The sequence below is a fragment of the Acidiphilium sp. AL genome, assembly GCF_025499445.1.
Classification (GTDB): domain Bacteria; phylum Pseudomonadota; class Alphaproteobacteria; order Acetobacterales; family Acetobacteraceae; genus Acidiphilium; species Acidiphilium iwatense.
Map to the genome: position 1 here is coordinate 180698 of NZ_JAIMBZ010000003.1, position 24241 is coordinate 204938.

Consider the following 24241-nt stretch of genomic DNA (forward strand, 5'->3'; position numbering starts at 1 on the left):
GGCGGTCCCCGACTATAAGCCCCGGCATGATATTGGTCACGGGCGGAGCCGGTTTCATCGGGTCGAATCTGCATGCGGCGCTGCATGAGCGGATGGTGGAGGTCACGATCGCCGATCGCCTGCGCGAAACAGGGAAGTGGCGCAACCTCCGCAAGCATCCCCCCGCTCGGCTGATCGGGCCCGATCGCATCGCCGATTATCTCGGGTCCGATCCGCCGCTGCAGGCGATCGTGCATCTCGGCGCGATCAGCGAAACCACCGCAACCGACGGCGATCTGGTCTGGCACAGCAATGTGACGCTGAGCCAGCATCTCTGGCATTGGTGTGCTGTGCACAACGTGCCGCTGATCTATGCGTCGTCGGCCTCGACTTACGGCGATGGCTCTGCGGGCTTCGACGATGCGTTCGACCACGCCGCCTTGCGCCGGCTGCGCCCTCTGAACCTCTATGGGTGGTCGAAACATGCCTTCGACCTGTGGGTTGCCGGGGAATGCGCTTCCAGCCGGCCGCGCCCGCCGCAATGGGCGGGCCTCAAGTTCTTCAACGTCTATGGCCCGAACGAATATCACAAGGGCGCGATGATCTCGGTCGTGAAGGTCAAGCACGACGAAATCGCCGCTGGCCGTCCCGCGACCCTGTTCCGGTCCGATCGGCCCGATCTGACCGATGGCGCCCAGGCGCGGGATTTCATCTGGGTCGACGACGTGGTCGCGGCACTGCTGTTTCTGCTTGACCATCCGGGCGTTTCGGGGCTGTTCAACCTCGGTACCGGCACGGCGCGCAGCTATGCCGATCTCGCCCGCGCGGTGTGTGCCGCCAATGGCGTGCCCGAGCGGATCGAGTTCGTGCCGATGCCGGAACGCCTCGCCGGTCAATACCAATCTTTCACCCAGGCGAATATGGACAGGTTGCGCGACGCCGGCTTCGAACATCGCTTCACCACGCTGGAAGACGGCGTTACCCGCTATGTCACGGAATTTCTGAAGCAATCGGACCCATATCGATGAATCATGTCTATACTTGGCCGCATTTTGATCCGATCCTGGTGAAATTCGGGCCGTTCGCTATTCATTATTACGCCCTCGCCTATATCACGGCGCTGGTCCTTGGCTGGCGGCTGATGCGCCGCCTGGTGCGGGAAAGACCGGCCGTCGCAACCCATGAGCAGGTGGATGATTTCCTGTCCTGGGCGACGCTCGGGGTCGTTCTCGGCGGCCGGCTCGGCTACATCCTGTTTTATCAGCCGGTGTATTTCCTCGATCACCTGAACCGCACCTACGCGGTCTGGGATGGCGGAATGAGTTTCCATGGCGGGATGATCGGCGTCGCGGTTGCGATTCTAATCTACTGCCATCGCCAGGGGCTTGATCCATGGCGCTTCGCCGATCGTGTCGCCGTACCGGTGCCGATCGGCCTGTTTCTCGGCCGCATCGCCAATTTCATCAATGGCGAGTTGTGGGGCCGGCCGGCACCCACCTGGTTCCCATTCCGCATGATCTATCCTCAATCCGGTTCGGACGTGCCGCGCTACCCGTCGGAGCTGATCGAGGCGAGTCTGGAAGGGCTCGTTTTATTCATCGTGCTGTTCGCCGCTTCGCGGAGCGAGCGGGTCAGAAGCCAGCCGGGCTACCTCGCCGGAATTTTCGTGCTCGGCTATGGAATTGCGCGAACCACGGCGGAATGTTTCCGCCAGCCCGACTGGTTCCTTGGCTATCTGATGTTCGGACTGACGATGGGACAGTTATTGTCGATTCCCATGATCGCGCTCGGCGCCGTCATGATCTGGCGCGCCAAACGCGTCTCGCGCCGTCAGACCGTCCTCGCCGCGTGATCGAACGGCTGGATCGCTTCATGGCGCGAGCCAATGCCGCCTATTACGCAACGCGTGATCCGTTCGCCGATTTCGCCACATCACCCGAGATATCGCAGATATTCGGTGAATTGCTCGGCCTGTGGGCGGGGCTGGTCTGGCAGATGATGGGATCGCCGGGGCGGATCGTTCTCGCCGAAGCAGGCCCCGGCCGCGGAACCTTGATGCGGGATGCGCTGCGCGCGATCCGCCGCGCCCTGCCCGATTTCGCCGAGGCCATGTCGCCGCATCTGATCGAGACATCGCCGCGCCTGATCGGGGAATTGGCGACCGCCCTGCCCGATGCCACGATCCATTCCGATCTGTCCGGCCTGCCGGACGGCCCGATCATTCTGATTGCTAATGAATTCCTCGATGCCCTGCCGATTCGCCAGTTCGTTCGGCGGGAGACCGGCTGGACCGAGCGCCATATCGAAAACGGCCGGTTCATCGAAGTCCCGGCCGATGCCAGCTTTCCTGCCAATGAATGCGGCGTGGTTCATGAATATGGCGAAGCTGCCGAAGAATTCGTCGCCGCTCTCGCCGCGCGGATCGCGCGGATGGGCGGTGTTGCGCTGATCGTCGATTACGGATCGGCACAGGGAGGGCCGGGCGAAAGCTTGCAGGCGATTCGTGCCGGCGTTCCGGCCGATCCACTTGCCGAACCGGGCACCGCCGACCTGACCGCCCATGTCGATTTCGCCCGGCTCGCCATTGCTGCCACAGAAGCGGGTTGCTCCGTGTCGGGACCGATTGCGCAGGGCGCTTTCCTGGCCGCCCTTGGCATTCATGAGCGCACGGCGCAGCTCGGACGCGCCGCATCGCCGGAAATGGCGGTGCGGCTCCTCGCGGCGACCCGTCGCCTAACTTCCGCCGAGGCGATGGGCAGCCTGTTCAAGACGCTCGCGATCCGCCACCCCAGTATGCGAATTCCACCTGGTTTTTCAGCATGACCCCCTATTTCCGAGGCGCGCTTGCCGCGCCGCATGGATTCTTCACCCGCGAGGGCGGCGTATCGCAGGGCGTCTATTCCAGCCTGAATTGCGGACTTTTCGGTCAGGACGATGCCGCACACGTGGCTGAAAACCGCTCCCGCGCCGCCCTGGCGATCGGCGCCATGCCTTCGAATCTGCTTGGCCTCAAACAGGTTCACGGCCCCCGCGTCGTGACCGCACGCACGCCATGGACATCGGGCGACGGGGTCGAAGCGGACGCCATGGTGACGGACCGGCTGGGCATCGCGCTGGGCATCATCACGGGCGATTGCGCGCCGGTGCTGTTCGCGGATGCCAGATCGCATATCGTGGGAGCCGCTCATGCCGGCTGGCGCGGGGCGGTTGCCGGCGTGCTGGAAGCCACTGCCGATGCGATGCGCGCCCTGGGCGCCAACGATATCACCGCCATCATCGGCCCGTGCATCCATCAGGCAAGCTACGAAGTCGGCGAGGATTTGCGCGACGCGGTGGTCGGACGGGATAAGTCTGATCGAAAATTCTTTGTCTCCGGCCGCCCTAACCATTGGTTTTTCGATCTTCCCGGCTACTGCGCCGAGCGACTCGCCGCGGCCAGGGTCGAGACCAGTATTCTGCCGCACGACACCTATGCCGATGAGGCACGTTTCTTCTCCCATCGGCGCCGGACCCTCCGCGCGGAAGGTCCGGGCGGGCTCCAGATCTCGATCATCATGAGAGCTCCATGAAACATCGCGTTATCCTGTTCATCCCTCTTCTGCTCGCCGGTTGCGGCACCTTGCCCCAGCCGTTTCTCGGCAGGCCCGGCCCGGAAGGAGCTCTGCTCTCGGTGCCGCCGCCGCCGGTTCTGATCGTTCCGCCGCCGCGCGATGCGTTGCTGGGCGACAACGCGGCACGGCTTTATGCAACCGACCTCGCGCAAGCCTTGGTAAAACGGGACGTGCCCAGCCTTGCCCGTCCAGCCGGCAAGGCCGACTGGCGTTTGATCGCGCAGGCAAGGATCGTTCAAAGCCAGGTCGTCCCGGCTTTCTCGATCGTCGGCCCCACCGGCAAAATCTATGGACACGCAACCAGCGCGCCCGTGGCGGAGCAGGCCTGGGCCAATGGCGATCCCGCCGTTTTGAAGGTCGCCGCCGAATCCGCCGCGCCGGAACTCGCCACGCAACTCAGCGCGATCAACGCGAGCGTGCAGCAGAGCAACCCGCTATCGCTCGAGAACCGGCCGCCGCGCGTGCTGTTCGCCGGCGTCGGCGGCGCGCCGGGGGATGGCGATCACGCACTGGCGATCAATCTTCAGCGCGATCTGCCGCAACTCGGCATTGTTATGGTTGCCAACAAACATGACGCCGATTTCATCGTCAACGGCACCGTCAAGGCGTCTCCCAGCACGCATTCGCAAGAAAGAGGCGGAGTCGATATCGTCGAACTCGACTGGATCGTTCGCGGCCAAAGCGGCGAATTCATTGGCAAGGTCAGCCAATTGCACGATCTGAAGCCATCGCAGATGACACCTTATTGGGGCGACGTTGCGATGGCAGCAGCTCAGCAGGCGGCCCTTGGTTTGAAGCAGGTGATCGTCAACGCAATCCCGAAACGGATCGCCTCCGATTCTCATCCGGCGACGCCTGCCAAATCATCGATGCGGCCTGAACCGTGAACGACAATTCCCGAACCCCGCTAACACCGAAAGACGCGGAACCGTCAGTCCAGCGAAACCATCGCCGGCCTGACCGCTCGGGCGGATAAAATCCGGTACCGAAGCGCGGATCTGCCTCGTGAACCGGAAGACCGTCGACGAGAACACCAGTGATGGCGATGCCGAGGCGTCTCCGGTCCTGCGCCGCCGGGTCGGTTTCCGCCGGGCTGGACGCAGCCGAACCGATGACGAGATTCGTAGCGCCCGTTGGCAGGCGCACGACGTGTCGGCCGCTCCCTGAGTTTGCGGACGATAATGGCTGCTGATCGGCAAAAACCTGGAATTGGCTTGCAACACATCTGAAGCCCCGCGCTTCCAGCCGATCGTGAAGGCGCGCCCGCACCATGGCCAGCGTGGGACCTTGCGTTACCAAGGGCGCAAAAGCCCGTTTCACATCCCATTCGGGTTGCTCGAATTCCGGGAACAGCGTGATGGCTTTGCCCTGGCGGACGAAGTTATGGCGATTGCCGCAATCGAGATAGGTCTCGGCCGGCAGCGTCTCCGCCCAGACCACGTCATGATCCGCCAACTCGACATGATGATAGGTTACGTTCGGCACGGCGATCTGACGAATCGAGACTCCGTTGATCAGGAATTGCACCGGAATCAAAGCGCCGTCGCAATAGAGCGCGTGATCGGGCGAAAGATGGAGATCGCGCGAAGGAAAACCGGGCCCGAAGGCATCGAGTTCGATCAGGATCGGCCAGACCGTTTCCGGCCTGGGATGTTTGCGACAATCGATCCGGCGCTGTCCATGCCAGATGATTGGCCGGACAGCACCGCCATGGGTCACAAGTAGGTCGCCCTTCCGCAGACTCTCCACCGGACGCTGCCCGTCCGGGGTCAACAATCTTGTGCCGGCCCGAAAACAGGGTGCGACGATTTCATAGGATTTCGTTGCCCCCCCACCCAGAATCGGCACGACATCGAGCGAACCAGGATTCGATGCGAAGGTGATCATCGCCGGATCGATCCCGCCCGACAAAGTCATGACATCGCCGATCAAGGTGCCGGTAATTGATGCATCAACCCCGAAGCCGGTCAATTCGATCGTGTCGCCAGCCTGGAAACCGGCGATGGTGCCGGAAAAAACATGACTCCCGGACAGCAAAAGCGTCGAGAATCCGGTCAGGAAATCGAAAACCTCGCCGGAGCCGACCGTATTGCCGGTCGCGAGGGTCGTTGCGTCCAGTTCGATCGTTCCGGTGCCATTGATCGTGGAATCGATCGTGAGGATATCGCCTGCGCTTTGAATCAGCGTGCCGTCATTCTCGAACGTCACGTTGCCGAGCATGGTGGACATCCCGGAAAATGCCCACTCAGCTCCGGGCGCAATCGAAATCGTCGGAAATCCCGTCAATTCTCGACCGACATTCGCAAAGGTTCCGGGTGTCGTGCCGGCGAACACCACATCGGCGACGCCGCCGCCGCTCGCGGTTCCGATGAGGACCGCGCCCGGCAGCAATGTGAGAAAATCGGGAGCGGCAGGCGAAGCTGCATTGGAGGCAAATGAAATCGCATTGCCGACGGATGCGGAAATCGTCCCGGAGTCCACAACCGTGACTCCCGTCCCGCCAACCAGAATACCTGTGCCGCCGGCAACAGTACCAGCATTCATGACGGTCGATAGAGCGCCGACATAAATCCCGACGGAACTTCCGCTGACGACGCCTCCCGTGGAATTAACGCCAGAAGCTTCCGTCAACCTGACGCCCGTGCCCGCCGCGCTTTCGATCAGTCCCGCATTGAGCAACGTGCTGTTCACCGTACCGGCCCCGGTGAATTTGACTCCCAGCGTCCCGCCATCGATCGTGCCCGAGACACGGTTGTCGAGATTGACCGTGGCATTCACCATCAGCACGCCGGCTCTGCCGCCATAGATCGAACCGCTGTTTATCAGACTGTCCGTCTGTGCCGCGGCAAAGACCGCATATGAGGATGCGGCGTCGATCACCCCCGAATTATCGATGAAGCCGCCGTCCTTGAGAAAAATGCCATCACCGGTCGATGCGGTTATGCTGCCGGTGATTGCAATATCCCAGTCCGAGAGGGCCGAAACGGCGTTTCCGCCGGACGCGTCGATCGTCCCGATGATCGTTGTCGGACTGGCGTAGCTCGGTGCTTCTAGAATCACCCCGTTTCGGAGGGTTCCACTGATCGTGCTGGACATGACGGCTCCTCAAATCGGCTGGGTTATGCAAACCAACAACCAGAGGATGTATTTTAATTAAATCTTAAGTTGTGTCACGTGAAATTTTCATGTCTCATGAATTTTCCCGATCATAAGGATGGCTGATCAATGTGAGTGCCTGGGTTGAAATGAGCATAAATCATCCGTGCTACGGCCCGATTAATACCGATAACCGCCTCCAGGTCCCGCAATCCGGCTTGTTTCACGCCGCGCACTGAACCGAAATGATTGAGCAAGGCACGCTTGCGGGAGGCACCGATCCCCGGAATTTCGTCAAGTTCGCTTCTGGTGATTTTCTTGCTGCGCCCGGATCGATGGGTCGCGATCGCGAAGCGATGCGCCTCGTCGCGCAGGCGCTGCAGGAAATAGAGCACCGGATCGCGCTCCGGCAACTGGAAGGGCGAACGTCCGGCAAGATGAAACCATTCTCGCCCGGCATCCCGATCCGGCCCTTTGGCGATCGCCACCAGCGGAATATTTTGAACGCCGAGATCGTCGAGCACCGACTGCGCCGCCGATAACTGGCCGGCACCGCCATCGATCAGCACCAGATCGGGCCATGTGCCTTCGCTGCGGTCAGGGTCTTCGGCGATTGCGCGGGAGAAGCGCCGGGTTAGCACTTCGCGCATCATCGCGAAATCGTCGCCGGGCGTGAGTGATCCCTTGATCGTGAATTTCCGGTAGGCCGATTTGGCCAGCCCGTCGGGACCGGCCACGATCATCACGCCATAGGCGCTCGTCCCCATGATGTGGGAGTTGTCGTACACCTCGATTCGCATGGGAGATTGATCCAGACCGAATATCTCGGCCGTCGCCGCCAGCAGTTTCGCTTGACCCGCCGATTCGGCCAGTTTCCGTTCCAGCGCCTCTCGAGCATTGATTTCGGCGTGAAGCACGACATCATGCTTCTCGCCGCGCGCGGGCACCGCCAATTCGACCTTCCGGCCAGCTTTCAACGAGAGAGCCTCGCCGATCAGGGACGATTCAGTCACACTATGACTCAACAAAATCGACGGGGGTGGCGTCTTGTCATCGTAGAACTGGCTGATGAACGCACCCAGCACGTCGGCGGCCTGCTCCCCGCGTGCCTGTGCCGGGAAAAAGCTGCGATTGCCGTTGTTGCGTCCACCGCGAATGAAGAACACCTGAACGCAGGACTGGCCTGCCGCCTGATGGATCGCGATGATATCGGCATCCGCGATGCTTCCCGGATTGATCACATCGGAACCCTGGATGTGGGTCAGCCCCCGGATGCGATCGCGGATCGCGGCTGCGCGCTCGAACTCCAGTGCGGCGGAGGCAGTTTCCATCTCGGCCGCAAGGTCGCGTTGCACCGTTCCCGAGCGGCCGGAGAGAAACGCACGCGCCTGACCAACCAGAGAGGCATAGTCCTCGGGCGAAATCCGGCCGACACAGGGCGCGGAACAACGCTTGATCTGGTGCAACAGGCAGGGGCGAGTCCGGGTGGCGAATACGGTATCCGCGCAGGTGCGCAACAGGAACACGCGCTGTAGAGCCTGGATCGTCTGGTTGACCGACCATGCCGAGGCGAACGGACCCCAATAGCTGCCCTTGCGGGTCTGCGCGCCGCGGTGCTTGGTGATCTGGGGAAACGGATGATCCTCGGTCAGCAGAAGCCAGGGGTATGATTTGTCGTCGCGAAGCAGAATATTATATCGCGGCTTCAGCCGCTTGATTAGATTGGCTTCGAGCAGAAGCGCCTCGGGCTCGGTGTGGGTGGTGACCACCTCGAGACTCGCGGTCTCGGCGACCATGCGGCGCAAGCGCTCGGGAAGCCGCGCCGGCTGGGTATAAGCGGCCACCCGCTTTTTCAGGCTGCGCGCCTTACCGACATAGAGAGCTTCCCCGGCCGCATCGAGCATCCGATACACGCCCGGACCGGAGGGCAGCGTCGTCAACGCCGCCTCGATCACGCCAGGGCCAATGGAATCCAGGTCAGACATCACGGCAGGAACTTGGCAAAACGGTCATTTCGGCGGGTTGTGGATAATTCTGTGCGTAACCTTCTGGAAACGGAAAATTTGCGTCTGTCCATCGCAACCTTTTCAAATAGCTCGAAATTTTGAAAATACACAATAAGTCGTTGATATTCTTGATTTGTCTAAATGAGAATATGTCATTATCATGACAGATCCGTTACCTAGCGGCCTGTTTTAGCGCGATATTCTGGCAGGTGGACAACTTTGCCGCCAAACCATCCTGTCTCCCCCGGTGCGTCAGACGGAAGTTCGGGAACCGGGAAGCAATCATGCGGTCGTTGTGACATATACACATTTCGATTGACTTCGGATCACGATTACGTCTGTTCAAGGACATGACAGCTACCAGAAAACGGACGCGCCGCAACGCGGACGACGCAAAACGGGTCATCCTGGACGCGGCCGAAGCAAGGCTGGCACGCTCCGGCCCAGGCGGTCTCCGGCTGCAGGACATCGCAGCCGATATCGGTTTGTCGCATCCGGTCATCCTCCACCATTTCGGCAGCCGCGAAGGCCTGCTCAACGCATTGAACGCCAGAACCATCAGCCAGCTTAAATCGGCGATGCATGCCGTGCTGGATCAGGCGACGTCGCCGCGCCGGGAACTTATCGATCAGGTTCTCGACAATGTCTTCAGCGCCTTCGACGGCGGGTTGGCGCAACGCGTCGCGTGGCTCGGAGCGGACGCCGATAATCCGCCGGGTTCCATGAGCCGCGCGTTGTCGGATATCGTCGATCTCATCCATGGCGGCCGTCTGATCTATGCCGAGCGGGTCGGCGGCGCATTACCCGATCCCGAGGATTCCCGCATGCTTGCCTTCATGGTGACGACGATCGCAATGGGCAATGCGATCTTCGGCGCTCAGTTGCTGGGCACGACCAGCCCGGCAAACCATACGGCGCAACTCAACCACTTCAAGGCATGGCTTGCGCGCAACATCCAATTCTATCTCCAGGCGAGCATGATCGACGCTCTTCCATCCGACCTGCCCGATTAGACCTCAGCGACCTACGGAACACGCCGGGACGGCAATACAAGCGCACCCGCGGCGATCACCGGGCCGCCTCGCCCCCGCTCCAGGAAAACCGCGATCCCTCGATGGCGTTCGAGCACATCGCTCGCCACTGACAGAGTATCGGGCATTTTGCCGACATGGGCGATCGGCATGATGTCGCGGACGACATCGACCTCATCGAGTCTATGGCCGGCATTCTCGCCACGGCTCACGGCGACGATGCGCATGGGATCGAAAACCGCGATCCAGACGGTGGAGCCGTTCGCACCGGACAGTTTGGGCAAAGCAACCTTGAGACTGTTTTTGCCCGGCCTGATGCTGAGTCGGCGAATTGGTTGCGCCGAGGCAATCAACTGATCGAGGTCGGCCGGCGATTTTCCGGTTCCGCTGATCCGGCCATTGACGATGACCTGCGGGGTAAAGATGTCGGACCAGCGCCAATGATGGGCATAGGCTTCCTGGCGCGCCACAGCGGCCTGCAGGCCGAGCCTGTCGTCCCAGCCCAGATAGTTCCAATAAGGCACGTGAAAACTCAGGAGAACAAGGCCGGGCCGTCCGGCCGAGGCCGCAACCGCCTTATCCGCCGGCAGGCAGTTGGAACATGCATCGCTGGTATAGAATTCGACGAAATGGACGGTCTTCGCAGCAGGCCGTGCCGCGGCGATAGCCGTAAACGCCGGCCACGGCGCGACAGCCAGGCAAACATATCCGGCAACCAGGATTGACGCGCGCCTCATGCCGCGAAGAAACGGCGGGTTCGGGGTAAACACAAGACACAAAGCAGGGACGCGCGATCACGCTTGCGCCATGAGCGCCGACGGACAATCCTGGCAGCCATACCGACGAAGGACCGATCAATGGCTCATGCGACACATCTGGCAGGACTCGACGTAACCGACGACGACGCCTTACCCCTCTATCCGGTTCGCCCGGCGGGGCTCGATGCATTCCTGGCAAGCCATGATCCTTCCGCCGTCGCGTTCATCCGCGCACAGCATTTCAAGGCCGAAGCACAAAGTGTTGTAATTCTTCCGGGTGCAAACGGCTTGGCTTGTGCCATTCTCGGCCTTGGAGAAGATCGCTCACCCGCGGCGTTCGGCGGTTTGGCGACGCAACTGCCCCCCGCGACAATCTGGCGCCTGATGCCGGGCGATTACGATCTCGACTTGGCCATTCTTGGCGCGGCGATGGGAGCCTACCGGTTCGACCGCCTGAAACCCCGAACGGAAACCCCGGCGCGGATCGTGACGCCGCCCTCGGAGGGACGATCGATAGCGCTTGCCGAAGCAATTTGCTTTGCCCGCGACCTCATCAACACACCGGCCAACCTGCTTGGGCCGGCGGAACTCGCCGATACGGCTGCCGACTTGGCTGCGCGATGTGGCGGACGCATTCAGCGCGTGACCGGAACGGATTTGCAGGCGGGTTATCCCGCCCTCGCCGCGGTCGGGGCAGGTTCGTCGAGAGCGGCGCAGATGCTTCGCTTCTCCTGGCGGGACAACGCTGCCCTGCCGCTGATTTCGCTCTGCGGCAAAGGAGTCTGCTTCGATACCGGCGGTTACGACATCAAGCCAAGTGCTGCGATGCTCCGCATGAAAAAGGACATGGGCGGTGCGGCAATCGCGCTCGGCCTCGCACAGGCGATCATGACGAGAAATCTGCCGGTTCGGCTCGACGTTCGGATCGGCTGCGTCGAGAACAGTATATCGGGCCAAGCCATGCGGCCGCTCGACGTGCTGCATACACGGGCCGGTTTGACCGTGGAAGTCGGCAATACCGACGCGGAAGGCCGGTTGGTGCTGGCCGATCTCCTGGCCGATGCCGCCGCTGATAAACCTGACTGGCTGATCGACTTCGCCACCTTGACCGGAGCCGCGCGCGTCGCTCTCGGACCCGAGCTTCCGGCGTTGTTCGCCAATGACGACGGGATCGCCAATGCGCTGATCGCCGCCGGTACCGGCGCTCGCGATCCGCTCTGGCGCCTGCCGCTCTGGGCGGATTACGCGCCCTGGCTCGACAGCAACGTCGCCGACCTGAACACGGTAAGTCAGAAGCCCTTCGCCGGCGCGATTGTCGCAGCGCTTTTTCTCGAACGTTTCGTGCCACAATCCATCCCTTGGGCGCATATCGACACTTACGCCTGGAACGACCAAACGCGGCCAGGCCGGCCCGAAGGCGGCGAGGCGCAAGGTTTGCGCGCGGCCTTCACGGCAATCGAAACATTTTGCACTCTTCGCAATGATTAGATTGTGCCAAAATTGGGGCCGAGGGTCTTGCAACGGAGTTGCAATGTTTTCATGTTTTAATGTCTTGTTCGCCCCTTCAAAGTCTCATACCTGATGGAGGGGCGGTCGCTCCGAAGCGGCAATGAGGCGACCACGATCGCACCCACGCGGAAGTTCGGAAATCCGCCGGTCATTTCGATGAAATCGGCGGCCTACGGATCACAGAGGAGTGTTTTATGGCGACGCAAATGACTTCGGACGAACTGGTCGGCATCCTTCGCGATACCATTGTCGCTCTGGTGCGCCGGGACGGGGTTGATCTGTCCGCCCGGCAACTGGGTGTGTTCCTGACCTGCTATTTGAATGACGGCGCCCACACGGTCCGGGGCTTGGCCGGTCAATTGAACGTCTCGAAGCCGGCGATCACGCGCGCGCTCGATCGATTGTCCGATCTCGATCTTGCGCGGAGAAAAGTGGATCCGTCGGACCGCCGCAGCGTCCTGGTACAGCGCACCACCAAAGGCACGGCGTTTCTTCGCGAGATCAGGACGGTCATGAATGAACTGGTGGCCAACGGGAAGCAGCATGGGGATATCTCCGCTCGCCGGCCGGCGGCCGCGGGCTGAAGCGTGATCCTTAAATCGGCCGCCCGGCGATTCGCCGCCGGCATGATGATCGCCGGACTTTGTCTGATCGGGACTATGCAGGATGGTGTCAGCGCCACTCCGGCGGTGACCGGATCACAGGCCCTGTTGGCCCAGGTTTCCGCTTATCTCAACGGATTGAAAACGATCACAGCTCGCTTCATGCAGGTCGGCCCCGACGGATCGGTAAGGACGGGGAAGGCCATCGTCCAACGCCCCGGAAAGATGCGGTTCCAATATGACAAACCGAACCCGCAACTGCTGGTCGCGGGATTCGGCTTGCTCGTCTATCATGACCCGCAATTGAATCAGACGACCAATATTCCGCTGTCATCGACACCTCTGGGAATTCTGCTCGCCAAGACCGTGCAACTGTCCGGGCCCGTGACCGTGACACGGGTTGCCCAGCCGCCCGGCGAAATTCAGGTAACGCTGATCCGCACCGGCAAGGCGGCACAAGGTCATATAACGCTGGTTTTCTCCACCGATCCTCTCGAACTCCGCCAGTGGCGGGTTACCGACGCTCAGGGGCAGATCACCCAGGTCAGCCTGTACGATCTTCACGCCACCAAGCCGTTTCCCGACAAGGATTTCGAATATGTCCAGGGATTCTCGCATAATTGATTGAAATCCCGTCCTCCCCACCTGCCGCAACACAGCCGCGACATCAAAAAGGGCTGACAAAATCGGCGGGATTTGCGACGAAACCATCATGACAATCAGATCGTCGCGGTTGATCGGCATTTCCTGTTGCCGAAAACTGTTTGGCGTCTTCGGCATGATCAATCATGCGGCATCCGACACCTATGTTCGGGCGGTCGATGAGGTGGTTGGCGGAATTCCCTTGCTGATCCCGGCGAATGGCGCGCATGCGGATGTCGCGACGTTGCTCGATCGTCTCGATGGGCTGATTCTCACCGGCAGCCGCAGCAATGTCGCCGCCGTCTTTTATGGCGGACCGCCGCAGCCGCCGGAGGACGCACCCGAAGACCCCGAACGGGACCATGTCACGCTGCCTTTGGTGCGCGGGGCGATCGAACGCGGGATGCCGGTTCTCGCGATCTGTCGCGGGTTGCAGGAGTTGAACGTCGCGCTGGGCGGCACGCTGCACCAGAGACTCCAGGATCTTCCCGGCCGAATCGACCACTCGACGCCGATGCAGCCCCATGCGCCGGTTCGCACGGGAAAAGCGCATCGCGTCATCCTCGTTCCCGGCGGCGCACTCGAACGATTGGTCGGGACAGACTCGCTCCCGGTGAATTCCCTTCATAATCAAGGCATCGATCGCCTTGCTTCCGGCCTGTTGGTCGAAGCTCGGGCAATCGACGGTACGATCGAAGCGGTCAGCGGGACCGGAGCCGGTTATCTGCTCGGCGTGCAGTGGCATCCCGAATACGATTTCGATAAGGATGTCGCGTCGCATCGTATTTTTAAAAGTTTCGGCGAGGCGGTTCGCAACCTGGAACGAAAAGTCGCGGCCGCATAGAATGTTTGGGGGATGAATGGCTGATTTCGTAATCGAACCGCCGCCGGTTTCGACCGTTCCCGTGGCGGGCGGAGGATTATTTCCGGTCCGCCGGGTGTTTTGCGTCGGACGCAACTATGCGGCCCATGCCAGGGAAATGGGCGCCGATCCCGATCGCGAGCCGCCGTTCTTCTTCACCAAACCGGCCGACGCGCTGGTGACACAGGCAATGGTCGCCTTCCCCCCCGCGACGCGATCGCTGCACCACGAGGTCGAACTGGTCATCGCGATCAGCCACGGCGGCGCGGCCATTCCCGTGGCCAGCGCACTCGATCATGTCTACGGGTATGCCGCCGGCGTCGATCTGACCCGGCGCGATATGCAGGACGAAGCTAAATCCTTGCGCCGACCCTGGGACATGAGCAAGGGTTTCGACGAATCGGCTCCAATCGGCACGATCACCCCGGCGGCACGAATCGGGCATCCGGCTTCCGGCCGCGTCTCGCTCACCATAAACGGGAAGCTGCGCCAGGACGGCAACCTTGCCGACATGATATGGCCGGTGCCCGATATCATCGCATTCCTCTCCAATCTGGTCATCCTGAAGCCGGGCGATCTGATTTTTACCGGAACGCCCGAGGGCGTCGGTGCCGTGGAGCGCGGCGATTCCCTCGCGGCCGATATCGAGGGAATTGGCGGCTTCGCCTTTCGGGTGGAATGAACGCCACGCTCACAATCTCCACGTGGAACATCAATTCCGTTCGCCTGCGCCAGGATCTGCTGCCTCTTCTGGTAAACGACGCCAAGCCGGACATCATCTGTCTGCAGGAAACCAAGGTCCCAGATCCGTTGTTTCCCGCTGATCTGGGCGAACGGCTGGGCCTGCCCCATGTGCTGCATCGGGGCATGAAGGGCTATAACGGCGTCGCGGTCTTTTCCCGCCTGAAGCTGTCGCCGGTCGAGGATACCCCGGACTGGTGCCTGAAATCCGATTGCCGGCATCTTGCTGCCTATGTCGAAACCGGCAAGGTGCCGATCCTGCTGCATAATTTCTATGTCCCGGCCGGCGGCGACATCCCGGATCGCGACGCCAATCCGAAATACGGCCACAAGCTGGACTTCATTGCCGAAGCGCGCGCTCATTTCGCGGAAGCGCCGCCCAGCCGCTCCATCCTAGTCGGCGATCTGAACATCGCGCCCTTGGAAAACGACGTCTGGAGTCATAAGCAGTTACTCGATGTCGTCAGCCACACCCCGCCCGAAACCGAGGGGCTGAATGCCTGGCGCGCCCAGGGATTCGTCGACGCCGTCCGGCACTTCGTCCCACCCGACCGGAAACTCTATACGTGGTGGTCCTACCGGAACCGCGACTGGCGGGCCTCCGACCGCGGACGGCGGCTCGATCACGTCTGGGTTTCCCAAGACCTCGAATCCGCGTTGCAGAGCTACACCATCCATAAGGATGCGCGCGATTGGCCCCGCGGGTCCGATCACGTCCCCGTCACGGTGACGTTGAAAATCTGACCCTGACCCGCTCGAGCAAGGTGCTGCGCGCTTTTGCCGCGTCGCGCGCCAAGGTCATGAGAGCCGGCAACTGGCCTGGTTGTCGCGCGATGCTCAAGGCAATCCGGCCGATGGCAATCCGTCCCGCATGGTCAAGGGCAATGATCGCCGCTGCGGGCAGATCGCGCCATGCCGGATCGGCGACGGCGCGCAGCACGGCGAACGGAACGCCGTGCGCCCGAGCTACCCGAGCGATGGCACCGGATTCAAGGTCGATTGCCGAAGCCCCTGTTCCGCCGAACAATGCCGCCTTTGCGGCGATCGTCGCCGCGACGGCATCGCCGCCCAGGAGCAATCCCACCGTGACTCCGCCGATCTTTTCGATCAATCTCGGGTCGCATTCGTACGTGGAGTCCTGCTCGACGATCCGTTGCGGAACCAGAAGAAACCCCGGCGGCAAAGCAGGATCAAGGCCGCCCGCCAGACCGAAACTGATCAGCCCGGCCGCTCCCAGACCGATCAGGCGTTCCGCTTCCGTGGCAGCACCTTCCGGCGTGCCGCCACCAATGCCGACAAACCGCGACACGCCTGCAAGCAGGCGCGCCTCGGCAGCCAATCCCGTGACAAACCCGATCGTCACCTGACGGAAATGCTCAGCGAGGGCTGAGCACCATGACCATCTGCCGGTTCTCCATTTTCGGCATCTGCTCGACCTTGGTATCGATTTCCATATCGACGCGAATCCGTTCGAGAACCTTCACGCCAAGCTCCTGATGCGCCATTTCCCGGCCGCGGAACCGAAGCGTCACCTTGACCTTGTCGCCCTCGCCGATGAAGCTCTTCATGGCACGCAGCTTCACCTGATAATCGTTCTCGTCGATATTCGGGCGAACCTTGATCTCCTTGATCTCGATCACTTTCTGCTTTTTGCGCGCTTCGTTCTTCTTTTTCTGCTGCTCGTATTTGAACTTGCCGTAATCGAGCAGCTTGCAGACCGGCGGGTCGGCGTTCGGGCTGATTTCGACGAGGTCGAGACCAACCTCGGTGGCGCGGCGTTGCGCTTCCCTGGTGCTCAAAACACCCATCATTTCGCCGTCCTGGTCGATCAATCGGACCTGCGGCACACGAATATCCTCATTGACGCGCGGCCCTTCGCGGCTAGGCGGGGTCGGCGGAGCAGGTAGTCTGGCTATGTCGCTCTCCTGTGGTGGTTTCGGAATCAATTTTATGTTGGAAGCTCTAGACGATATCGGCGAGCGGAAGCAACAGAACAAGCCCACCCGGCCTCATTGCTGGGTACCGAACGGGTCTCGCGGGTAACGAACTTCCATCAAGGTCAGGCCGTCCGGCGGCGCAGTGGGGCCCGCGGCGGAGCGGTCGCATGCGGCAAGCGCGGCCGCAACCCTGGTTTCCGGCCAACGCCCCTCGCCCACCAGTTTCAACGTGCCAACCATATTGCGAACCTGGTGATGCAGGAAGCTGCGCGCCGACGCATCGATGATGACGCGATTACCGACCCGCTGCACATCGAGCCGGTCGAGAGTGCGCAATGGCGATGGGGCTTGGCACGCGGCCGCGCGAAAACTGGTAAAATCATGCCGGCCCAGCAGCGACTGGGCGGCACGATGCATGGCATCGGCATCGAGTACCTGCTTCACGTGCCATACCAAACCGGCCTCCAGCGCCGGACGCGCGGCTCGGTTCAGGATCAGGTAGCGATAATCCCGGCCGATCGCGGAAAATCGCGGGTTCCAATCGGCATTCGGCGGCGGGGCCACCGCGAGCACGACGATCGGATGCGGCTTCATGTGGAAATTCAGCGCCTCGCGCACCGCCCTTGCGGTCAGCCCGTCGGGCAGGTCGATCCGGGCGACCTGTGCGGCGGCATGAACCCCGGCATCGGTTCGTCCCGCTATCACGCTCGCCGGCACGACTCCATTACATAGGCGGGATGCCGCCTGTTCGAGTACTTCCTGCACCGACAATCCATTGACCTGCCGTTGCCAACCGACGAATCCCCTGCCGTCATATTCCAGCTTCAACGCCCAGAGGGTCATCCCAGCTTAGTTCCCGGCGGTACTTTATAGCCGCGGAGGAATGCCTCCGTCGGCATCGCGGCGCGGCCCGCTCGCTGAACCATGGTGGGTCGCAACGTACCCCTCCCGCAGGCAACGGTCAGCCGGTCATCGAGCACCGTCCCCGGATCGCCGCACCCCTCTGCAGGTTCGACTGCCAGAATCTTGAGGGTTTTGCCCTCCAGGCGCGTCTCGGTCCCCGGCCAGGGCGTAAAGGCACGAACTCGCCGTTCGATGGCATCCGCCGGTGCTGCCCAATCGATCAGCGCATCCATGCGGGATAATTTGGGCGCATAGGTCGCCGGTTCGGGCTGCGGCCGCGGTGCCGGTGTTTCGGCAAGTGCGCGCAGGATCAGCCGTGCGCCAAGTGCGGCCAGACGATCGTGCAATGTGGCTGTCGTTTCCGCCGAGCCGATTGTCACGGATTCGGTGAGCAGGATCGGGCCAGTATCCAGACCTTGATCCATTTGCATGATGGTGATGCCGGTCTCGGCTTCGCCCGCGAGGATCGCCGCATGGATCGGTGCCGCGCCGCGCCAGTGCGGCAGCAGACTTGCGTGAATGTTGAGGCAGCCACGCTTCGGCGTGTCGAGAAAATCCGCAGGCAGGATCAGGCCATAGGCGGCGACCACCGCGACATCCAGGCCAAGCGATTGAAAATAGGCTAGTTCGTCCGCATTGTGGCGCAACCGCGTCGGGTTGCGCACCGGAATGCCGAACCGCTCCGCCGCGACATGAACGGCGCACTTGGCAAGCCGATGGCCGCGCCCGGCCGGCCTTGGTGGCTGGCAATAGGCTGCAACCAAGTCATAGCCCGCGCCGTGCAACGCCTCCAGCGCCGGGACGGCGAAATCCGGCGAGCCCATGAACGCGAGCCTCATCAGAGAGCGCGCTTGCCGGTATCGGCTTTTTCGCGCTGCTCCTTCGCGAGCTTGCGGAGCAGGATATTGCGTTTGAGTGCGGAGAGATGATCGACGAACAGGATACCGTCGAGATGGTCGATCTCGTGTTGGATGCAGGCGGCGAGCAATCCGTCGGCGTCGATCGTATGACGCTTGCCCTCCAGATCCTCGAAACTGGCGGTGATCCGTGCCGGGCGTGTCACATCGGCGTATTGGCCCGGCAATGACAGACAGCCTTCCTCGCGCGTAACCTGTTCGACGCTTTCATGGGTAATTTCCGGGTTGATCAGCACCAGCGGCACCGGCTCCCCGTCCGGTCCAAGGTCGAGCACCACGAGCCTGAGCGGAACGCCGATCTGGGTTGCCGCAAGCCCAATGCCGGGAGCCTTATACATGGCCGCGAACATGCCGGGGATGATCCGGGCCGCCTCGGCGCGGTCGGCCGGGACGATCTTCCGTGCCTTCATCCGCAGCCTCTTGTCGGGGACGATCAGGATCGGCGGAATATCATCGCTCCGCGGTTCGTTGCGTTCACTCATGCGCGCGATTTACCCCTGCCCCGCCACACGATCAATCGGCGCTTGCAAAATCGGATATTTATGCCCAAATCCTGATTACCGGAGTGCCTTATGGGCTTCGTTTGTCTCGCTCGAAAGGAGGAGGCTATGACAACACGGGTTTTTACATCGCCACTGTTTCTCGGGTTCGATCATCTCGAACAGGTGATCGAGCGTGCCGCCAAGACATCATCGGAAGGCTATCCGCCCTACAATATCGAACAGCTCAGCACGACCAGCCTGCGAATCACCGTCGCCGTCGCCGGATTCACCATGGACGACCTGCAAATCACCCAGGAAGACAATCAGCTTGTCATCCGGGGCCGACAAAGCGACGACATTCAGGGACGGATTTTTCTTCACCGGGGTATCGCGGCGCGGCAATTCCAGCGCGCTTTCGTTCTGGCCGAGGGAATCGAGGTTAAAGGGGCATGGCTCGATAATGGGCTGCTTCACATCGATCTCGTCCGACCGCTGCCCGAGGCGAAAATTCGCACCATTGCCATCAAGAAAGGCGCCAACGCGCAAGGCGGGTTCGGTCCCGCGCGGTCGCTGGACGGCGACACGCTGAAGACGCGGATGTTCGAGCGTGACGGAGAACAGGAGTAACGACGATGAACATCAAGACCCATGACGGCTCGACCGAAGCGTTTCCGTTCAGGGCGTTTTTCGATCCTCACAACATGACCGAAGCTCAACTGGCCGAACTCGGCCTTGAGCAGATTGCCTATGTCCGCCCGATCATGACCCAGAACGGCCCCGCCTTTGGGGTTTTCGCGGCAAACGGAACGCCGATCGCCATCGCAAGCGACGGCAATCTGGCGCGGGCGGCAATCGTCCAGAACGAAATGGCGCCAGTTTCGGTGCATTGACCGACCATCGACGACGAGCCTGCGACGGCTCGTCGTCTTACGACGCGGTCAATCCGATCGGGCAGGACACACCGGTACCGCCAAGACCGCAATACCCGTTTGGGTTCTTCGCTAGATATTGCTGGTGATACTCCTCCGCGAAGGAGAACGGCGGGGCGGGGCTTATTTCGGTCGTGATTGTGCCAAATCCCGAATCGGAAAGGCGCCGCTGGTAAGCAACCCGTGAGTCCCGCGCCGCCTGGAGCTGGGAATCGCTGAACGTGTAGATCGTGGAGCGATATTGGGTGCCGATATCACCGCCCTGGCGCATGCCCTGGGTGGGATCGTGGTTTTCCCAGAAAATCTTCAGCAATGCCTCGTAACCAATGACCGACGGATCGAACACGACCAACACCATTTCGGCGTGGCCGGTCCGGCCTGAACAGACCTCCTCATAGGTGGGATTAGGCGTGAACCCGCCGGCATAACCGACGGCGGTAACGAGAACACCCGGCGTCTGCCAGAATTTGCGCTCGGCACCCCAGAAACATCCGAGTCCGAACAGAGCCATTTCCGAACCGCTCGGATAAGGCTCTTCCATTCGGGCGCCACTGACGTAATGGAACTCGGGAACCGGCATTGCTGCCGCCCGGCCGGGCAAGGCCTCGGCGGCGGACGGCATGATGGTCTTGGCTTTGTTGAACATCACCGGGATATAGCGCGGCAGGAACGATTTTGCAGGGCTCTCCCGAGCACCGCTACGCCAGTTCGGCCAGCAGCGATAGCTGCGTCTCGCGCGGTTCGGCATGATCGGTCAGGGGAATCGGATAGTCGCCGCTGAAGCATGCATCGCAATAGGCCGGCGATTTGGGATCGCGCCCTGGGCGCCCAAGCGCGCGATAGAGGCCCTCCATCGATACGAAAGCGAGGCTGTCGGCGCCGATCAGCTTGGCCATCTCCGCGACGCTGTTGCGCGCGGCGAGCAGCTTGCCCCGCTCGGGCGTATCGATGCCGTAAAAGCAGGAATGGGTGGTGGGAGGCGACGAGATTCTGAGATGCACCTCGTGCGCGCCGGCCCCGCGCACCATCTCCACGATTTTCTGCGATGTCGTGCCGCGCACGATCGAATCATCGACCAGCACGACCCGTTTGCCTTCCAGAATGGCTCGATTTGCCGAATGCTTGAGCCGGACCCCAAGATGCCGGATCTGGTCGGTCGGTTCGATGAAGGTGCGCCCGACATAATGGTTGCGGATGATGCCGAGTTCGAACGGCACGCCGCTTTGCTCGGCGAATCCCATCGCGGCGGGCACGCCCGAATCCGGCACCGGCACGATCAGGTCGGCCTCGATCGGCGATTCACGAGCCAGTTCACGACCAATCCGCTTGCGCGCCGCATAGACCGAACTGCCCTCCATCATGGAATCCGGGCGGGCGAAATAGATATATTCGAACACACAAAAGCGCGGCTTCTGCGGCGCGAAGGGCTTGAGGCTGCGAATTCCGGCCCGATCGATCGCGACAATTTCGCCGGGCTCGATATCGCGCACGAATTCGGCGCCGACCATGTCGAGCGCGCAGCTTTCAGACGCGAGCACCCAGCCGGGATTGGCCCCGTCCGCACCGTTGATCCGGCCCAGGATGAGCGGCCGCACACCGAGCGGATCACGCACGCCGATCAGCATGTCGTTGGTCAATGCGACCAGGGAATAGGCGCCGGTGACCTGCTTCAGCGCGTCGATCAGCCGGTCGAGCACAGTCGCATACAGGCTGATCGCGATAAGATGAACGAAGACTTCCGAATCGGTCGTGGACTGGAACAGGCAGCCGCGCCGCACCAGCGCCTGCTTCAGCGTGTGTGCATTGGTCAGGTTGCCGTTATGCCCGACCGCAAGCCCGCCGAATTCGAAATCGGCGAAGAGTGGCTGGACGTTGCGAAGCAGCGTCGCTCCCGTGGTCGCGTAGCGGTTGTGCCCGATCGCCCTGGTGCCCGGCAGCCCGGCCATGACCTTGGCGTCGCTGTAATTATCGCCCACCAGGCCGAGCCCTTTATGGGCATGAAACCGGACCCCGTCATGGGTGACGATCCCGGTCGCTTCCTGGCCGCGATGCTGAAGCGCGTGCAACCCGAGCGCCGTGATCGCCGCGGCATCGGTCACGTTCCACACGCCGATGACGCCGCATTCCTCGTGGAACTTGTCGTCATCGAAAGCGATCGGCGAAATATCAGGCTGGGTCACGCCACCATGTCCTTTACGACAGGAGACTTTGATCTAATGCGCCGCCCCTGTCCTGTCGAGGATATGCGGACATGGCAGGACCTACTGCGAGCCATTGGCCGCCCCCTGGGAAGCAGGCGGCGTTGCGGGTGGCGGCAACGACGCAGCCTTGGGCCGCCTGTCGATATGCGGACGATAGGCCGGTGGCAGAAAATCGACGAGCCATACCGAACCACCCGCGGCATAAGGTAGCAATTTCGCCTTGGTAATGCCCGCCGGCCATTCCGATGGCTGGAGGAAGATCGACAGGCCGATATAGCAGAGGCAGACGATCACCGCCCCGCGCACCAACCCGAACGCAAGCCCGAGCGTGCGATCGAGGCCCGACAGAACGGAGTCCCGCACCATCGAGCCGAGCCAGGTACTGATGATCGACAGAACGATCAGCACGACGATGAACACAAGCCCGATCGACAACGGCAGGATCAGCTTCGGCTGATGGATGAAGCCCGCCAGTTGCGGCTCGATATCGGGATAGAATTCTAACGCGGCCATCCCCGCACCGATCCATGCCAATATGCCGAGAACCTCCCGCACGAACCCGCGCGCCAAGGCAAGAAGGCCGGATAGCAGAATGATGCCGAGCGCGGCAATGTCCACCCAGGTCATCGTTCATCCTCCTCCATCGGCACCCGACCTGCCGTCGCCGCGACCAGGTCGCTGAGATGGCCGTATTCCGCAAGCGCAATCCCGTCGGGTGCCGCGATGCGGCGCGTCCCTCCCGCAACCCGCCGAGGCAAAGCCGCGCGCGCGAAACCGAGCTTTGCCGCTTCCTTGAGCCGCAATTCGGCCTGTGCGACCTGACGCAACTCGCCGGACAACCCGATCTCGCCGAAAAAGACCGTCTCGGGATCGGTCGGCACTCCGGTCGCCGCCGAAACCAGCGCCGCCGCCACCGCAAGATCCGCCGCCGGTTCGGAAACGCGCAATCCGCCCGCGATATTTAAATAAACATCCTGCGCCGAGAGTTTCACACCGCAGCGCGCGTCCAGCACGGCGAGCAGCATCGACAGCCTGCCCTGATCCCAGCCGATCACCGAACGCCGCGCCGATCCGCCGGGATTGGCGGCGAGCAGCGCCTGAACCTCCATCAGAACCGGACGTGATCCCTCCAACCCGGCAAAGACCGCGCTGCCGGCGACATTCCCGTGCCGCTCGGCAAGAAACAGCGCCGACGGATTGGCGACTTCCGCAAGGCCGCGCCCGGTCATCTCGAAAACGCCGATCTCGTCGGTCGCACCGAAGCGATTCTTCGCACCACGCAAAATCCTGAACTGATGCCCGCGATCGCCTTCGAAATGCAGCACGACATCGACCATGTGCTCCATCACGCGCGGTCCGGCGAGCGCTCCCTCCTTGGTGACGTGCCCCACCAGCATCAATGCGAAACCTTGCGTTTTGGCCGCACGGATCAGGGCGAACGCGTTGGCGCGCACCTGGGTGACGGTGCCGGGAGCTGATTCGACCGTCTCGTCCCAGATCGTCTGGATACTGTCGATCACGACCATCGCCACGTCCCGTTCCGCATCGAGGGCCGCCAGGATATCGGCAAGGACGGTTGCCGAGGCGAGGTTGACAGGGGCACCGCGCAACCCCAGCCGTTCGGCGCGCAGCCGGATCTGCGCGACCGATTCCTCGCCCGAGATATAAAGAACCCGCTTTCCCGCACCCGCCAGCCTCGCGGCGGCCTGAAGCAGCAATGTCGATTTGCCGATGCCGGGGTCGCCGCCGACCAGGATCGCCGAAGCCGGCACCATGCCGCCGCCCAACACCCGGTCGAATTCGGCGATTCCAAGCGGAACCCGTTCAGGAAGCGGCGTTTCTCCCGCCAGGCCGACGAAATCGACTCCGCGTCCGGCCGAACGTCCGGCCCGGCGGGATGTCACTCCGGGCGCCGGCGTTTCCGGCTCGAGCGTGTTCCATTCGCCGCATGCCTCGCAGCGGCCGGTCCATTTCGGAACCGCCGCACCGCATGAGGAGCAGACGAAACGTAGAGCGGCGCGGGCCAATCAGCGCT

General features: G+C 62.0%; 26 protein-coding genes. 14 read left to right on the top strand and 12 right to left on the bottom strand.

The window, feature by feature from the left end; translation table 11 throughout:
• Positions 1–26: 26 nt before the first annotated feature.
• The 5 genes from rfaD to AiwAL_RS03800 are packed head-to-tail and all read left to right on the top strand — an operon-like array spanning position 27 to position 4477.
• The gene (rfaD, locus tag AiwAL_RS03780; RefSeq protein WP_262312151.1) at positions 27–1007 is read left to right on the top strand and encodes an ADP-glyceromanno-heptose 6-epimerase; all 981 of its coding nucleotides are present in this window, start codon (positions 27–29) and stop codon (positions 1005–1007) included.
• Complete coding sequence (gene lgt / locus AiwAL_RS03785; protein WP_235703131.1) at positions 1004–1831, top strand: prolipoprotein diacylglyceryl transferase; 828 nt, start codon at positions 1004–1006, stop codon at positions 1829–1831. The genes rfaD and lgt overlap by 4 nt, the downstream gene beginning before the upstream one ends.
• 20 nt (positions 1832–1851) lie before the next feature.
• Positions 1852–2802: a class I SAM-dependent methyltransferase gene (locus AiwAL_RS03790; RefSeq protein ID WP_262312152.1), complete on the top strand. Its 951-nt coding sequence runs from the start codon at positions 1852–1854 to the stop codon at positions 2800–2802.
• Complete coding sequence (gene pgeF, locus AiwAL_RS03795; protein ID WP_262312153.1) at positions 2799–3548, top strand: peptidoglycan editing factor PgeF; 750 nt, start codon at positions 2799–2801, stop codon at positions 3546–3548. The genes AiwAL_RS03790 and pgeF overlap by 4 nt, the downstream gene beginning before the upstream one ends.
• Entirely contained in the window at positions 3545–4477 is a 933-nt protein-coding gene (locus AiwAL_RS03800) for a hypothetical protein (protein WP_262312154.1), read from the top strand. Before pgeF ends, AiwAL_RS03800 begins: the two co-directional genes overlap by 4 nt.
• Here AiwAL_RS03800 and AiwAL_RS03805 read toward each other — a convergent pair.
• Together AiwAL_RS03805 and uvrC are read right to left on the bottom strand one after the other, a co-directional pair.
• Positions 4398–6686, bottom strand: a complete 2289-nt coding sequence (locus AiwAL_RS03805; protein ID WP_262312155.1) for a Hint domain-containing protein — start codon at positions 6684–6686, stop codon at positions 4398–4400. The genes AiwAL_RS03800 and AiwAL_RS03805 overlap by 80 nt on opposite strands.
• A 110-nt stretch (positions 6687–6796) precedes the next feature.
• The gene (uvrC, locus tag AiwAL_RS03810) at positions 6797–8671 is read right to left on the bottom strand and encodes an excinuclease ABC subunit UvrC (protein ID WP_262312156.1); all 1875 of its coding nucleotides are present in this window, start codon (positions 8669–8671) and stop codon (positions 6797–6799) included.
• A gap of 371 nt (positions 8672–9042) precedes the next feature.
• Between uvrC and AiwAL_RS03815 the strand changes: the two genes are divergently transcribed.
• A complete protein-coding gene (locus tag AiwAL_RS03815; RefSeq protein WP_235703125.1) occupies positions 9043–9705 on the top strand; it encodes a TetR/AcrR family transcriptional regulator in 663 nt (220 codons plus the stop codon).
• 11 nt (positions 9706–9716) lie between these two features.
• Here AiwAL_RS03815 and AiwAL_RS03820 read toward each other — a convergent pair whose 3' ends face one another.
• A complete protein-coding gene (locus AiwAL_RS03820) occupies positions 9717–10460 on the bottom strand; it encodes a DUF1223 domain-containing protein (RefSeq protein WP_235703124.1) in 744 nt (247 codons plus the stop codon).
• Between the two features lie 120 nt (positions 10461–10580).
• Between AiwAL_RS03820 and AiwAL_RS03825 the strand changes: the two genes are divergently transcribed.
• The 6 genes from AiwAL_RS03825 to AiwAL_RS03850 all read left to right on the top strand — a co-directional run bounded on the left by AiwAL_RS03825 (position 10581) and on the right by AiwAL_RS03850 (position 15581).
• On the top strand, positions 10581–11969 hold the full coding sequence (locus tag AiwAL_RS03825) for a M17 family metallopeptidase (RefSeq protein ID WP_235703123.1): 1389 nt from the start codon (positions 10581–10583) through the stop codon (positions 11967–11969).
• Positions 11970–12184: 215 nt separating this feature from the next.
• Complete coding sequence (locus AiwAL_RS03830) at positions 12185–12574, top strand: MarR family transcriptional regulator (protein ID WP_235703122.1); 390 nt, start codon at positions 12185–12187, stop codon at positions 12572–12574.
• Positions 12575–12616: 42 nt separating this feature from the next.
• Positions 12617–13216, top strand: coding sequence for an outer membrane lipoprotein carrier protein LolA (locus AiwAL_RS03835; protein WP_235703121.1), 600 nt, complete (start codon positions 12617–12619; stop codon positions 13214–13216).
• Between the two features lie 88 nt (positions 13217–13304).
• Entirely contained in the window at positions 13305–14078 is a 774-nt protein-coding gene (locus AiwAL_RS03840; protein ID WP_262312157.1) for a gamma-glutamyl-gamma-aminobutyrate hydrolase family protein, read from the top strand.
• A 16-nt stretch (positions 14079–14094) separates the two neighbouring features.
• Positions 14095–14778, top strand: coding sequence for a fumarylacetoacetate hydrolase family protein (locus tag AiwAL_RS03845; RefSeq protein WP_262312158.1), 684 nt, complete (start codon positions 14095–14097; stop codon positions 14776–14778).
• Positions 14775–15581 carry an exodeoxyribonuclease III gene (locus AiwAL_RS03850; RefSeq protein ID WP_235703118.1) on the top strand — a complete coding sequence of 269 codons (807 nt, stop codon included), beginning with the start codon at positions 14775–14777 and terminating at the stop codon, positions 15579–15581. Before AiwAL_RS03845 ends, AiwAL_RS03850 begins: the two co-directional genes overlap by 4 nt.
• Here the strand turns inward: AiwAL_RS03850 and AiwAL_RS03855 are convergent.
• The 5 genes from AiwAL_RS03855 to def all read right to left on the bottom strand — a co-directional run bounded on the left by AiwAL_RS03855 (position 15559) and on the right by def (position 19076).
• On the bottom strand, positions 15559–16200 hold the full coding sequence (locus AiwAL_RS03855; RefSeq protein WP_235703117.1) for a hypothetical protein: 642 nt from the start codon (positions 16198–16200) through the stop codon (positions 15559–15561). The two genes, AiwAL_RS03850 and AiwAL_RS03855, sit on opposite strands and share 23 nt — an antisense overlap.
• A gap of 13 nt (positions 16201–16213) precedes the next feature.
• The gene (gene infC / locus AiwAL_RS03860; protein ID WP_235703168.1) at positions 16214–16753 is read right to left on the bottom strand and encodes a translation initiation factor IF-3; all 540 of its coding nucleotides are present in this window, start codon (positions 16751–16753) and stop codon (positions 16214–16216) included.
• A 93-nt stretch (positions 16754–16846) separates the two neighbouring features.
• Entirely contained in the window at positions 16847–17617 is a 771-nt protein-coding gene (gene truA, locus AiwAL_RS03865) for a tRNA pseudouridine(38-40) synthase TruA (protein ID WP_235703116.1), read from the bottom strand.
• The gene (gene fmt / locus AiwAL_RS03870) at positions 17614–18516 is read right to left on the bottom strand and encodes a methionyl-tRNA formyltransferase (protein ID WP_235703115.1); all 903 of its coding nucleotides are present in this window, start codon (positions 18514–18516) and stop codon (positions 17614–17616) included. Before fmt ends, truA begins: the two co-directional genes overlap by 4 nt.
• Positions 18516–19076: a peptide deformylase gene (gene def, locus AiwAL_RS03875; protein WP_235703114.1), complete on the bottom strand. Its 561-nt coding sequence runs from the start codon at positions 19074–19076 to the stop codon at positions 18516–18518. The genes fmt and def overlap by 1 nt, the downstream gene beginning before the upstream one ends.
• Before the next feature lie 126 nt (positions 19077–19202).
• Here def and AiwAL_RS03880 point away from each other — a divergent pair, with 126 nt between their 5' ends.
• On the top strand, positions 19203–19703 hold the full coding sequence (locus AiwAL_RS03880; protein WP_235703113.1) for an Hsp20 family protein: 501 nt from the start codon (positions 19203–19205) through the stop codon (positions 19701–19703).
• 5 nt (positions 19704–19708) lie between these two features.
• A complete protein-coding gene (locus tag AiwAL_RS03885) occupies positions 19709–19966 on the top strand; it encodes a DUF1150 family protein (RefSeq protein WP_235703112.1) in 258 nt (85 codons plus the stop codon).
• A 37-nt stretch (positions 19967–20003) separates the two neighbouring features.
• On the opposite strand, the gene msrA is transcribed toward AiwAL_RS03885, so the two are convergent.
• The 4 genes from msrA to radA form a co-directional block, all read right to left on the bottom strand.
• Positions 20004–20627, bottom strand: a complete 624-nt coding sequence (gene msrA / locus AiwAL_RS03890; protein WP_235703111.1) for a peptide-methionine (S)-S-oxide reductase MsrA — start codon at positions 20625–20627, stop codon at positions 20004–20006.
• A gap of 76 nt (positions 20628–20703) precedes the next feature.
• A complete protein-coding gene (gene purF, locus AiwAL_RS03895; protein WP_235703110.1) occupies positions 20704–22185 on the bottom strand; it encodes an amidophosphoribosyltransferase in 1482 nt (493 codons plus the stop codon).
• Between the two features lie 81 nt (positions 22186–22266).
• Positions 22267–22833, bottom strand: coding sequence for a CvpA family protein (locus tag AiwAL_RS03900; RefSeq protein WP_235703109.1), 567 nt, complete (start codon positions 22831–22833; stop codon positions 22267–22269).
• Positions 22830–24233 carry a DNA repair protein RadA gene (gene radA, locus AiwAL_RS03905; RefSeq protein ID WP_235703108.1) on the bottom strand — a complete coding sequence of 468 codons (1404 nt, stop codon included), beginning with the start codon at positions 24231–24233 and terminating at the stop codon, positions 22830–22832. The genes AiwAL_RS03900 and radA overlap by 4 nt, the downstream gene beginning before the upstream one ends.
• Positions 24234–24241 lie beyond the last annotated feature (8 nt).